Source organism: Thalassotalea castellviae (genome assembly GCF_031846185.1).
Lineage (GTDB): Bacteria > Pseudomonadota > Gammaproteobacteria > Enterobacterales > Alteromonadaceae > Thalassotalea_H > Thalassotalea_H castellviae.
In genome coordinates, this window is sequence record NZ_JAVRIF010000001.1 from 181,574 (window position 1) to 193,409 (window position 11,836).

15 protein-coding genes are annotated in these 11,836 nt (G+C 37.5%); 1 reads left to right on the plus strand and 14 read right to left on the minus strand.

Features of this window, described 5'->3' with window-relative positions; genetic code table 11:
* Positions 1-77: 77 nt before the first annotated feature.
* The 13 genes from RM573_RS00775 to yceD form a co-directional block, all read right to left on the minus strand.
* Entirely contained in the window at positions 78-848 is a 771-nt protein-coding gene (locus RM573_RS00775; protein WP_311575791.1) for a TatD family hydrolase, read from the minus strand.
* A gap of 59 nt (positions 849-907) precedes the next feature.
* A complete protein-coding gene (locus RM573_RS00780; RefSeq protein ID WP_311575793.1) occupies positions 908-1,234 on the minus strand; it encodes a PilZ domain-containing protein in 327 nt (108 codons plus the stop codon).
* Between the two features lies 1 nt (position 1,235).
* Positions 1,236-2,213, minus strand: coding sequence for a DNA polymerase III subunit delta' (gene holB / locus RM573_RS00785; RefSeq protein ID WP_311575795.1), 978 nt, complete (start codon positions 2,211-2,213; stop codon positions 1,236-1,238).
* On the minus strand, positions 2,210-2,854 hold the full coding sequence (gene tmk, locus RM573_RS00790) for a dTMP kinase (RefSeq protein WP_311575797.1): 645 nt from the start codon (positions 2,852-2,854) through the stop codon (positions 2,210-2,212). The genes holB and tmk overlap by 4 nt, the downstream gene beginning before the upstream one ends.
* Positions 2,855-2,879: 25 nt before the next feature.
* Positions 2,880-3,884 carry an endolytic transglycosylase MltG gene (gene mltG, locus RM573_RS00795; RefSeq protein ID WP_311575800.1) on the minus strand — a complete coding sequence of 335 codons (1,005 nt, stop codon included), beginning with the start codon at positions 3,882-3,884 and terminating at the stop codon, positions 2,880-2,882.
* A gap of 1 nt (position 3,885) precedes the next feature.
* Positions 3,886-4,713, minus strand: a complete 828-nt coding sequence (gene pabC / locus RM573_RS00800; RefSeq protein WP_311575802.1) for an aminodeoxychorismate lyase — start codon at positions 4,711-4,713, stop codon at positions 3,886-3,888.
* 187 nt (positions 4,714-4,900) lie between these two features.
* On the minus strand, positions 4,901-6,139 hold the full coding sequence (gene fabF / locus RM573_RS00805; RefSeq protein WP_311575804.1) for a beta-ketoacyl-ACP synthase II: 1,239 nt from the start codon (positions 6,137-6,139) through the stop codon (positions 4,901-4,903).
* Between the two features lie 136 nt (positions 6,140-6,275).
* The gene (gene acpP / locus RM573_RS00810; RefSeq protein ID WP_303452042.1) at positions 6,276-6,509 is read right to left on the minus strand and encodes an acyl carrier protein; all 234 of its coding nucleotides are present in this window, start codon (positions 6,507-6,509) and stop codon (positions 6,276-6,278) included.
* Positions 6,510-6,680: 171 nt separating this feature from the next.
* Positions 6,681-7,415, minus strand: coding sequence for a 3-oxoacyl-ACP reductase FabG (gene fabG / locus RM573_RS00815; RefSeq protein ID WP_311575807.1), 735 nt, complete (start codon positions 7,413-7,415; stop codon positions 6,681-6,683).
* An 8-nt stretch (positions 7,416-7,423) separates the two neighbouring features.
* Complete coding sequence (fabD, locus tag RM573_RS00820) at positions 7,424-8,359, minus strand: ACP S-malonyltransferase (RefSeq protein ID WP_311575809.1); 936 nt, start codon at positions 8,357-8,359, stop codon at positions 7,424-7,426.
* A gap of 160 nt (positions 8,360-8,519) precedes the next feature.
* Positions 8,520-9,548, minus strand: a complete 1,029-nt coding sequence (gene plsX / locus RM573_RS00825) for a phosphate acyltransferase PlsX (protein ID WP_311577387.1) — start codon at positions 9,546-9,548, stop codon at positions 8,520-8,522.
* A gap of 20 nt (positions 9,549-9,568) precedes the next feature.
* A complete protein-coding gene (gene rpmF / locus RM573_RS00830) occupies positions 9,569-9,739 on the minus strand; it encodes a 50S ribosomal protein L32 (protein WP_116000475.1) in 171 nt (56 codons plus the stop codon).
* 37 nt (positions 9,740-9,776) lie between these two features.
* The gene (gene yceD / locus RM573_RS00835) at positions 9,777-10,289 is read right to left on the minus strand and encodes a 23S rRNA accumulation protein YceD (protein WP_311575815.1); all 513 of its coding nucleotides are present in this window, start codon (positions 10,287-10,289) and stop codon (positions 9,777-9,779) included.
* 123 nt (positions 10,290-10,412) lie between these two features.
* On the opposite strand from yceD, the gene RM573_RS00840 reads away from it, so the two are divergent.
* On the plus strand, positions 10,413-11,015 hold the full coding sequence (locus tag RM573_RS00840) for a Maf family protein (RefSeq protein ID WP_311575817.1): 603 nt from the start codon (positions 10,413-10,415) through the stop codon (positions 11,013-11,015).
* A gap of 115 nt (positions 11,016-11,130) precedes the next feature.
* Here the strand turns inward: RM573_RS00840 and pyrF are convergent, their stop codons facing one another.
* On the minus strand, positions 11,131-11,826 hold the full coding sequence (gene pyrF / locus RM573_RS00845) for an orotidine-5'-phosphate decarboxylase (RefSeq protein ID WP_311575820.1): 696 nt from the start codon (positions 11,824-11,826) through the stop codon (positions 11,131-11,133).
* Positions 11,827-11,836: the final 10 nt, after the last annotated feature.

Genomic DNA, 11,836 nt, shown 5'->3' on the forward strand with positions numbered 1-11,836 from the left:
TAGTTTCGGGCTGTTTTTATCGGCACAATTAAACCGTCTTTTGCCAAAAATAAATAATATTAGAATGTCGAAGTGGCTTACTTTAATTTAAATAGTCGATTGAAATTTTCTGTGGATACTTTAGCAATATGCTCAACTGATTGTCCTCGAATGCTCGCTAAATGTTTCGCGACTTCAACAACATAGGCTGGTTGATTCTGCGTACCTCGATGAGGAACGGGTGCTAAATAAGGTGAATCAGTTTCTATTAAAATTTTATCATCCGGCACTTGCTTGGCCACTTCCCGTAATACACTGGCATTTTTAAACGTAACTATACCGGAAAATGATATATAAAAGCCCATTGCAATGGCCTGCTCTGCCATTTCCCAGGTTTCAGTAAAACAATGAAGGATCCCACCGACATTTTCCGCGTTTTCTTCACGTAAAATATCTAGAGTGTCTTGCTGTGCATCACGAGTGTGAATAATTAATGGCTTATTCAACTGATTAGCAACCCGAACGTGTTTACGAAATGAATCCAGTTGCACCGCTTTTGTTTCAGGGGCATAAAAATAATCTAACCCCGTTTCACCAATGGCCACTACTCTTGGAGATTGTGATAATTTCGCCAAAAGGTTTTGATCAACTTCGTCACCTTGATTTAAAGGATGAGTACCACAAGTTAACAATACATTTTCGTATTTTGCGGTTTGCTCTGCCATTGACGGAAAATCTTCTAAGGTAACACTGACACATAATAGTTGGTTTACCTGTGCCAATTGTGCAGCAGAAATAACATTATCTAAGTTGTTATCAAATGAAGTCAGATCTAGACGATCTAAGTGGCAATGTGAATCTATGTACAACGAAGTACTCCTATTAAATTTAAATTACGTGAGAAAAATAACTAGCCAGTAAGGCAATTTTACATGGTTAAAGTCGCATCTGATGAGTTGAGAAGTCTGCCAATGGCTTTTTCAATTTGACTGCGCATATTATCGGGATCTTTAACAAATGTAATGCCTATACCTGCTGGAGTACCGTTTTGCACGCCTATTGGCGTTAACCAGCAAACTTTTCCAATGATTTGTGAGGGTTCAAGCGAGTCTGGCAATAAAACTTGTAATTCAATGTCTACATCTAATTCAAAGTGTTCGGTTGTTCTAACGAATAAACCACCATTTTTTACAAATGGCATATAAGATTGATATAAATCTCGATCGTTGACAAACTCTAAGTACAAATGTTCCATATTATTCCTCTACTGCATTCATAGTTATCCAAATATCAACTAACAACTTCTCTAAGCGATATTCTATATTTAATTGGACTAAAGTAAGCTGTTGTTTATTAAATTGCTTGATCAATAAATAAACTTGCCATAATTTTTCTTTGTTGTCTGTTAAGTATTCTAATAATTTCTCGTCAGAAAGACCATCAACAGTTAAACGGTTTAACCAGCTAGTTTCAGCCCTCATCAAATTTGTGATAACTCTCTCTAACCAATTGACACTGTTTTCATTGGCGTTCATTTGATTTAATAAAGTCATTCTCTGACTTTTATCAATTAAAAATCGAATGAAACTCTGACTAAATTGAAAATATTGTTGAGCACATTCTTCATCTTTAAGTTCTGATAAATGTGTTAAGTTAATAAAAGGGTCTTGCTCAGCCTGTTGGTTATCTAAATATTTTAATAACTCATTCCCTGTCGGTGGCTTGAGTTGTATATGGCGACAGCGACTAATAATAGTTGGTAATAAACGTTGCTCATCATGTACTAATAAAATAATAAAACTATTGTTCGTTGGCTCTTCCAACGTTTTTAACAATGCATTAGCTGCTGATTCTGTCATCGCTTCTGCATTTTCTATTATGACTACCTGATTGCTGGCTAATTGCGCGGTTTTTTCAAAAAAACGGCTGACATTTCTGATCTGATCGACACCAATACTAGTGCTTGTTAACTCGATATTAATATGATCAGGGTGTGTCTGCTGTAGATATAAATTACAAGACTTACATTGACGACATGGAATGTTTTGTAAATTTTCCAGACTCCCCAAGTGCTCGGTTTGTATCGTTTGGCATAATAATGTATTGGTTAACCAGCGAGCTAATTCTGTTTTACCTGCACCTTGCACACCTGAAAAAATCATCGCATGAGGCAAACTTTGTTGTTTTAACAGCTCAATAAAATGAGTTTTATTGTCAGCTAACCAAGGTTTCATTTATCACTTTCCAAAGTGCTTTTAATAAAACTGGCAACTTGTTGTTGGATATTTTGATGAACCGTTACCATATCCTCTCCAGCATTAATCGTGATGATAGTATTGTCATTTTTTGCCAGTTGACAATATTTATCACGAACCCGATGAAAAAAATCAATCTTTTCTTGCTCTATTCTATCAAGCTCACCTCTAGCCTGTGCGCGAGATAAACCTTGCTCAGGTGAAATATCAAGATATAAGGTTAAGTCTGGTTTGAAACCTTTGAGTGTAACGTTTGCGATCATATCCATGACATTATCATCAAACTGACGCCCGCCCCCTTGATAGGCTCTTGAAGAAAGATCGTGACGATCCCCTATGACCCATTTGCCTTCATTTAAAGCTGGCAATATACGGTTTGCTAATAATTGACTTCGCGCCGCATACATTAATAACAATTCAGTTTCTTGCGTCACCGTTTCATTATGATCAGCAGACTTAACGATTTCACGTAACGACTCGGCTAATAAAGTTCCACCTGGCTCACGAGTGGTAATATACTCTTGCTGATACTCTTCTAAGGTTTTTTTCACCACTTCAATGGCTGAAGACTTTCCTGCGCCTTCAATCCCTTCAATGACGATAAATTTTCCAATACTCATAAAATCTCTTAATTACTCAGTTTGTTTATTTACCCAACTGATACTTGGCTACAGCCTTATTATGTTCAGCTAAAGTCGTTGAAAATATATGTTTTCCTTGACCGTTACTGACAAAATAAAAATAATCAGTTTCTTCGGGATGCATTGCTGCTTCAAGTGCTGATAAGCCAGGCATTGCTATAGGTGTTGGAGGCAATCCATTTATACGATAAGTATTATAGGGAGTCTTTTCTCGTAAATGTTTTCGTTTAATATCTCCCTGATATCGCTCACCTAAGCCATAAATCACGGTTGGGTCTGTTTGTAAGCGCATGTTTTCATTTAATCGGTTAATAAATACAGACGATATCCTTCTATGTTCAGAGAATTGACCACTTTCTTTTTCGATAATAGAAGCCATAATTAATGCTTGATACGCATTTTCATACGGAAGTCCTATCGCTCTAGTATTCCAAGCAATATCTAATTGCTGCTTCATTTTTAAGTAAGCTTTTTTAAGTACTTCTATATCCGTTGTTTTATACGTAAAGGCATAAGTATCAGGAAAAAATAACCCTTCTGGGTTTGCTTGTTTAATGCCTAAAGACTCTAGCATTTGACTAATTGATTCCGGACTTTGTAAGCGCTGTGTTATCTCGCTACGCTCTTTTAATTGAGCTAACCATTGCTTAAATGTAGAACCTTCGACAAACGTAATAAAATATTGATGTTCATCGCCTTGCGCGATCATCGATAAAATTGACCGATAGCTTTGGCCTGGCTTTATTAAATAAGTTCCGGCTTTTATTTGCGCAAACTGGTTATTTAATCGTATATAATTTCTTAGCCAAAACCTTGTTGCCACTACGCCATTATTTTGCAACTTTTTAGTGAAGCGATTAAACGTTGTACCAGGTTCTATGGTAATAAACGTTTCTTTAACGAGTAAATTAGTATCATTAATTTTTAGATAAGTAACGGCCACTAAAGCAATTAAAAACATGCAAACGATAAAAAATCCAGCAATGGTCATTTTTGTTAATCGAGTCAAATTAACGATCCTTTTCACATTCTTTATCAAGAATATAATTGAAGTATTGGTGACGATAGTGAATAACTGAGTCAGTATCTAATTGGTTATTATTGAATTCCTTCACCGGAACAATCCCCATCACACTATTACATATAAACATCGCTGAAATATCGGCTAAGTCAGACATTTTTTCTTTTACTTGTTCGATGCTAGTATCAAACGACAGTATATTTTGACGATAAAGCCCACGAACTCCAGCATCGTCTAAAACAGGAGTGAAAACTTGCTCATCACGCAGCCAGAATATATTAGCGCAACTGGTTTCAACGACAAAGCCATTTAAATCACACACTAATAAATCATCAGCCGGTGAATTATCTAATTCATCTCGAATTAAAACTTGTTCAAGACGGTTGAGATGCTTTAACCCTTTTAATAAAGGATTTAACCCTAACTGAATATGACCATTAACAAGGCTTATCCCTTGTTCCGACCAAGCTTGATAATGTGTAGGCATATCATGAATTGAGACAATAATTTGAGCTCCACTAACACCTTGACGAGAATAACCTCTGCCACCGGATCCTGCGGTGACAATAATTTTTAAAACTGCCGTAGTAAAACCTTTGGCCACATTTACAATTTCATCAACGAATGCTTGGCTTTGAATGAAGTTTATTTTCAAATAATGACAGCCCTCAGCAAGGCGATTAAGGTGTGCTGATAAAAATTGAACTTGGCCATCAACAATTTTTGCTGTTGTGAAAATGCCATCACCGTAAGCAATAGATCTATCACTGATATCAATTGAAGATTTTGGTTGACCATTTACTGAATAATAAAGCATGCATCACTCATGGTTTGATAATTAATTAGCACAATTGTGAATTTTTAAATTTGAAACTTTGTCATTGTATTTACAAATAAGCCTGAATACCACTACAGTATTCAGGCTTATATACTTTTTCATTTCAATTGCTTCGTTTCAAGCGATTTACTGCTAAATCAATCGCTAACATTAATACACGAGCAAATTAATTGACTTTTTTCAATACTAAAGTACCGTTTGTCCCACCAAAACCGAATGAATTACATAACGCATATTCTAATTCAACATCTCGGGCACTACCGCGAATATAATCAAGATCACAGCCTTCATCAGGATTATCCAGGTTAATTGTCGGTGGTACTTGATTATTAAATAACGCTTGCGCGGTAAAGATTGCTTCAACAGAGCCCGCGGCCCCTAATAAATGACCAGTCATCGATTTAGTCGACCCCATCATTGTCGAATAAGCAGCATCTCCAAAGACTGATTTAACGGCATTTGTTTCAGCTTTATCGCCCGCCATCGTTGAAGTCCCGTGCGCATTAATATAACCAACCTGCTCAGCATTAATCTTGGCATCACGTAGAGCATTTTTCATGGCTAACGCACCTCCAGCGCCATCACTTGGCGGTGAAGTCATGTGGTAAGCGTCACCACTCATACCAAAACCAACAATCTCTGCATATATCGTTGCGCCTCGCGACTTAGCATGTTCATATTCTTCAACAACAACAATGCCAGCACCATCACTAAGCACAAAACCATCACGGTCTTTGTCCCACGGTCGACTTGCTGCTTGAGGTTCATCATTGCGTGTAGAAAGAGCTCTTGCAGCACAAAAGCCACCAATACCTAATTCCGTTGATGCCTTCTCAGCACCACCAGCAAGCATTGCATCTGCATCACCATGCATGATCATTCGAGCTGCGTGACCAATATTGTGCACACCTGAAGTACAAGCCGTGACAATCGCAATATTAGGACCGCGAAGCCCTAGTTTTATCGATAAATGACCTGCCGCCATATTTAAAATAGTCGATGGGCAAAAAAATGGTGAAAGCTTTCTTACGCCACCTTTGAGGTATTTGGTATGATTTTCTTCAATTAAAGACAAGCCACCGATACCCGAACCTACCGCAACACCGATACGTTCAGCATTATCTTCTGTGACTTCTAAGCCAGAATGTTCAAAAGCTTGAATACCTGCAGCAAGGCCGTACTGAATGAATAAATCCATTTTTTTAGTATCTTTTCTGGCGATACCAAATTGTTCAGGATCAAAACCTTTTACTAAACCCGCAAATTTTGTTGGAAAATTACTAACGTCAAAATGCTCAATCGCACCAATACCGCTATTTCCCGCTAATAAATTTTGCCATGTAGATTCAGCATTGTTTCCCAATGGGGAAAGCATACCATAACCGGTAATTACAACACGTCGCATAGGAAGAGTTGCCTCCGATAGAATTGAATATTTGAAAGAGTTGGATTTGTCTTTATATACTCAGCTTTTATTGAGATATAAAAACAAAATAGGCGGTAATTATACCGCCTGATTCATCACTATAAACGAGCTAATCTTACTGGTTAGCAGTAACGTAATCGATAGCTGCTTGAACAGTTGTGATCTTTTCAGCTTCTTCGTCAGGAATTTCTGTATCAAATTCTTCTTCTAACGCCATTACTAATTCAACTGTGTCTAAAGAATCTGCACCTAAGTCATCAACGAATGAAGCTTCTGTTTTCACTTCGTCTTCGCTTACACCTAACTGCTCAATAGTAATTTTTTTTACGCGTTCTTCGATAGTACTCATTTTTTTTCCTTTACTAGAAAATACAATTTTTCAAAATTGCGTGTAGTGTATTCGTCTAAAGCGTCCCTTGCAAGCTTCTAATTTTGCTTTTTGCACTGGTCTAACCTTTAGACATAAATTTTATTATAATTTTTTATCGTGATTAATCAATATCTCAATGTTCAATATTGATTAAACCATGTACATGCCACCGTTTACATGTAATGTTTCACCGGTAATATAAGCGGCGTTATCTGAAGCTAAAAAAGCGACAGCATTAGCAATTTCTTCAGGCTTACCTAAACGATTTGCAGGCACTTGAGAGAATATACCCTCTTTTTGCTCATCTGTTAACGTTTGTGTCATGTCTGTGTCGATAAAGCCTGGAGAAACAGTGTTAACGGTAATGCCGCGTGAGGCAACTTCTCGTGCTAATGACTTGGTAAAGCCAATAAGCCCTGCTTTTGCCGTAGCGTAGTTAACTTGACCTGCATTTCCCATTGTTCCAACAACCGAACCAATATTAATGATACGACCATTGCGTTTTTTCATCATAGTACGAATAACCGCTTTACTGATTTTAAAGACAGAAGACAAGTTTGTATCGATAATATCGTGCCATTCATCGTCTTTCATGCGCATAAATAAATTATCACGAGTGATGCCGGCATTATTAATTAAGATATCAACACCGCCAAAGCTATCTTTTATCGATTCAAATAAAGACGCTATTGATTCATCACTAGTCACATTTAATACCATGCCTTGACCAGCACCTAAATAATCACTGATTTTTTCAGCACCATGTTCTGAAGTCGCGGTACCGATAACCGTAGCACCTAAAGTTTGTAGTTGAGTAGCAATGGCTTTACCGATACCTCGGCTTGCGCCTGTTACCAAAGCAACTTTTCCTTCTAATGAAAACATAATTTTTCCTATTTTATTAAATCTTTTGCTTTTGATAATGAAGCATTATCATTCACTGAAACACATGTAATGGTTTTATTAATTCTTTTAACTAATCCTTGTAATACTTTTCCTGGCCCTGCTTCTACAGCAGTATCAATACCCTTTTCAGCTAATAACTCAATGGTTTCTGTCCATCTAACTGGGCTATAAAGCTGTTTGATCAAAGCTTGTTTTATTGCCTCTATATCATTTTCAACAGCGACATCAACATTATTTATCACGGGAATATTGGGTTGGTGAAAAGTAACAGTGTTAAATTCTTGAGCTAATTTATCAGCGGCATCTTTCATTAATGCACAGTGAGACGGAACACTGACGGGAAGTGGAAGCACACGCTTAGCGCCCGCTTCTTTACATAATAAGCCAGCACGCTCTACCGCTTCTTTATTGCCGGCAATAACTACTTGACCAGGTGAATTAAAATTTACCGCAGAAACCACTTGTTGTTCTGCTGCCTGTGCACATGCTTCAATGATTTTATCATCACTTAAGCCAATAACAGCGGCCATGGCCCCGACACCTTCAGGTACAGAAGCTTGCATAAACTCACCACGTTTTTCAACCAGCTTGACACCATCGGCTAACGACAAAACTCCTGCACAAACCAATGCCGAGTATTCGCCTAAACTATGACCAGCAATAACTGACGGTGTAGACTCATTTTCTGAGTGCCATAATCGCCATATTGCAACACTCGCCGTTAATAACGCTGGTTGGGTAAAATTAGTTTGGTTGAGTTTTTCTGCCGGACCTTCACTGATTAACTGCCAAAGGTCATACCCTAAAGATTGCGATGCTTCAGAAAATGTTGATTGCACAACAGGATGTTCAGCAAAGTCACTCAACATTGATACACTTTGAGAACCTTGTCCTGGAAAGATAAAGGCTAGATTATTTTTCATTGTAATACCTAAACGATTTAAACATATAATGTTACTGTCTGCGCATTTATAAAGATGCAATAGCAAATAAACAGTAACAACGAAATTTTTAATGACTGTGAATTAAGACGATCGACTTTTAGTCACGTTATTTATTAACTTCTTATAAATACGCACCGACTTATTTGTCCGTTAACCCCAAAGCGAGTTTATTTTTAATTTTCATTGGCACTTGGCGTTCTACTTCTTTCATGGCTTCAGAAATAGCTGATTCGAATGCTAAAACACTCGCATTACCATGACTCTTGATCACAATACCGCGCAATCCTATCAGACTTGCACCATTATACTGGTCGGGGTTCAAGGGTTTAAACAATTTTTTTAAGGAAGTAGCCAGTAATTTGCCGATAAAACGCGCAAATAAATGCTTTGAAAGCACATGCTTTAGTTTTTCATAAACAAGTTTTGCAACACCTTCACAAGTTTTCAAGGCAACATTGCCGACAAAACCATCACAAACAATGACATCCGCTTTATTAGTGAAAATATCATTACCTTCGATGAAACCAACATAGTTGATCGAGCTGTTTTGTTGAAGCTGGCTTGCTGCCATTTTAATGTGATCACTACCTTTTATGTCTTCTTCCCCCATATTCAATAAGGCGATTCGAGGTTTCTCAACTCCATCAACTTCTTCTGCCATGGCAGATCCCATGACACCGAATTGATATAAAATAGTTGAGTCACAAAAAACATTTGCTCCTAAATCAAGCATAAATACATGTTTATTATCTTCGTGAGTGGGTAATGAAGAGATAAGTGCGGGCCTTTCAACTCCGGGCAGTGTTTTTAACACATAATGAGCTGTCGCAAATAATGCCCCTGTGTTACCGGCACTTACACATGCTTGAGCTTTGCCTTCTTTTACGAGATCTAATGCTTTACGCATCGAAGAGTTTTTTTTGTTGCGAAGAGCTGAACTAGGCTTTTCATCCATAGTAACAACTTCAGAAGTTGGTAATATAGATAACTGAGGGTGGGTTAACACTTTATGCGCAGATAACAACTCTTGAATAATGTTTTCATCACCACAAAGAATAAGATGTAATCTTTGTGATTTTTGAATTGCAAGAATTGCTGCAGGGATCGTTACAAGGGGGCCTTTATCGCCCCCCATAACATCTAACGCTATGGTTAGATCATTCAAAATATTTTCTACCAAGTAAAAGCTTATTTAGCGATTACTTTAACACCTTTGTAGAAGCCATCAGCTGTTACGTGATGACGACGGTGTGTTTCACCAGATACTGGATCAACTGATAAATTCTCTGCTGTTAAAGCATCGTGTGAACGGCGCATGCCACGTCTTGAACGAGACTTCTTGCTCTTTTGAACTGCCATTTCCTAACTCCTAAAATCAATTGTGAACTCAAACGAGTTACTTAAGTTTTTTTAATACGTCAAATGGATTCGGCTTCTCATGCTCAACAGGCAATTGTCCCCAAACACTATCAGATGGTGACTGACAGTCTTTAAGTTCATGCCTAGGAATTAACGGAATAACGAGTAACAACTCTTCTTCCACTAAATCTCGCAAGTTAACTTCACCATTTTCATCTAATTCAATTGCGTCATAATATGACGGCAAATTTTCAGCGGCTTCTTCATCTTTTACTGGACTAAAAACAAAGTCTATTAAAAGTTTATGCTCAAATGCTTCAGTACACCGCTGACATGTTAAAACGACCGTTGCCGACCCCTTTGCTGATATAAATACCAAACCAAGTTCATCCACACCAAACTCTACTTTAACATGCACATGCTCACTACTGCTCTCACAAGCAGCAAGCAATCTGTTCATTCCCGAAGTTTCAAATATCCCTTCACACTCCAGACTTCGCTGTGCGCTTCTATAAGGGTCAATTGTGATCGGAAGCTTAAGATTCTGCATAAGGCGCGCATAATAAAGCCGTTAAGGCCCGCTGTCAAAAGAAAAATAACTAAATTTGTTTAAATTTTCAATATAGCCCTCATATTAGCAGAAACTGATTAATTTTTGTGTGATATTTACGAAATGAATACTAAATCTATTATTTTGGCATCAACCTCGCCTTTTAGAAAAAGTTTATTAGAAAAACTCAATATTAGCTTTACATGTGCCAAACCTGAGACAGATGAAACCCCCAAGCTAAATGAAACTCCACAAGCGCTTGTTGAACGTTTAGCCATTGACAAAGCTGCGGCTGTAGCAAATCAATCCCCCGAAAGCATAGTAATTGGCTCTGATCAAGTGGCTGTTTGTGATAATGAAATTCTAGGTAAACCTCACACCTTTGAGAATGCCGTAAAACAATTAACTCAATTTAGTGGTAAAAAAGTCACCTTTTATACGGGGCTTTGTGTATTGAATGGTCAAAATAATCAGGTGAAATCATTAGTTGAACCGTTTCATGTACATTTTAATACGCTTAGTCAGCAAGAAATAATTGATTATATTAATTCAGAACAACCACTCAATTGTGCAGGAAGTTTTAAAAGTGAAGGATTAGGGATCTGCTTATTTAAAAAACTTGAAGGCGACGACCCAAATACGTTAATAGGATTACCTCTAATTAAGCTTGTTCAATTACTAAAAGAGTTTGATTTTAATGTCTTGGCTAACCAATTAACAAAGTAAACGTGATAAAAAGTTTTATCACGATAATCTAATGCTTTGATTTTTACTAACGGCCAAATAGTTTGCTATTTAGCCGTTAATTTATATACGAAGAACATTTCAACGAAATGAAATATTATTTGATTGATAGATTGATGTCTTGTAATACTTTTTGAGGCTCTGCGGCCTGAGTAATAGGCCGACCTATAACTAAGTAATCAACACCCACATCGATAGCTTGTTCTGGTGTCATAATACGTTTTTGGTCATCGACACTCGCACCTAAAGGACGAATTCCTGGTGTGATCAGTTTAAAGTCTTTACCCAGGTTATTTTTAAGTGTTTCAGCTTCTTGTGCCGAACATACTACACCGTCAAGCCCGGCACGTTTAGTTAGGTTTGCCAAGTGCTGCACTTGTTCTCCAGGTGATTTGGTAATACCTAAACCAATTAAATCATCTTCACTCATACTGGTTAATACAGTCACGGCTATTAATAACGGGGCTTTGTCGCCATATGGCGCTAACGCTTCTTTGGCTTTCTGCATCATGGCAAGCCCACCTGAAGCATGAACATTCACCATCCAAACACCTAATTCAGCTGCTGCCGTAACCGCTTTAGCAACGGTATTCGGAATATCATGAAATTTTAGATCAAGAAAAACATCAAAGCCTCGATCGACTAATGCTTTTACAAAGTCAGGACCAAAATAAGTGAACATTTCTTTGCCGACCTTTAATCGACAGTCACTGGGTTGGATTTTATCAACAAAAGCAAATGCATCAGCTTGATTATCAAAATCTAATGCGACTACTACTTTTGGATCATTCATACTTTTTCCT

Bases quoted from the DNA above. Each gene is read 5' to 3' on its own strand.
- fabG (WP_311575807.1), bottom strand. From the start codon at position 7,415: ATGTTTTCATTAGAAGGAAAAGTTGCTTTGGTAACAGGCGCAAGCCGA.
- pyrF (WP_311575820.1), bottom strand. From the start codon at position 11,826: ATGAATGATCCAAAAGTAGTAGTCGCATTAGATTTTGATAATCAAGCT.
- rpmF (WP_116000475.1), bottom strand. From the start codon at position 9,739: ATGGCAGTTCAAAAGAGCAAGAAGTCTCGTTCAAGACGTGGCATGCGC.
- fabF (WP_311575804.1), bottom strand. From the start codon at position 6,139: ATGCGACGTGTTGTAATTACCGGTTATGGTATGCTTTCCCCATTGGGA.
- RM573_RS00780 (WP_311575793.1), bottom strand. From the start codon at position 1,234: ATGGAACATTTGTACTTAGAGTTTGTCAACGATCGAGATTTATATCAA.
- fabD (WP_311575809.1), bottom strand. From the start codon at position 8,359: ATGAAAAATAATCTAGCCTTTATCTTTCCAGGACAAGGTTCTCAAAGT.
- yceD (WP_311575815.1), bottom strand. From the start codon at position 10,289: ATGCAGAATCTTAAGCTTCCGATCACAATTGACCCTTATAGAAGCGCA.
- tmk (WP_311575797.1), bottom strand. From the start codon at position 2,854: ATGAGTATTGGAAAATTTATCGTCATTGAAGGGATTGAAGGCGCAGGA.
- acpP (WP_303452042.1), bottom strand. From the start codon at position 6,509: ATGAGTACTATCGAAGAACGCGTAAAAAAAATTACTATTGAGCAGTTA.
- holB (WP_311575795.1), bottom strand. From the start codon at position 2,213: ATGAAACCTTGGTTAGCTGACAATAAAACTCATTTTATTGAGCTGTTA.
- pabC (WP_311575802.1), bottom strand. From the start codon at position 4,713: ATGCTTTATTATTCAGTAAATGGTCAACCAAAATCTTCAATTGATATC.
- RM573_RS00840 (WP_311575817.1), top strand. From the start codon at position 10,413: ATGAATACTAAATCTATTATTTTGGCATCAACCTCGCCTTTTAGAAAA.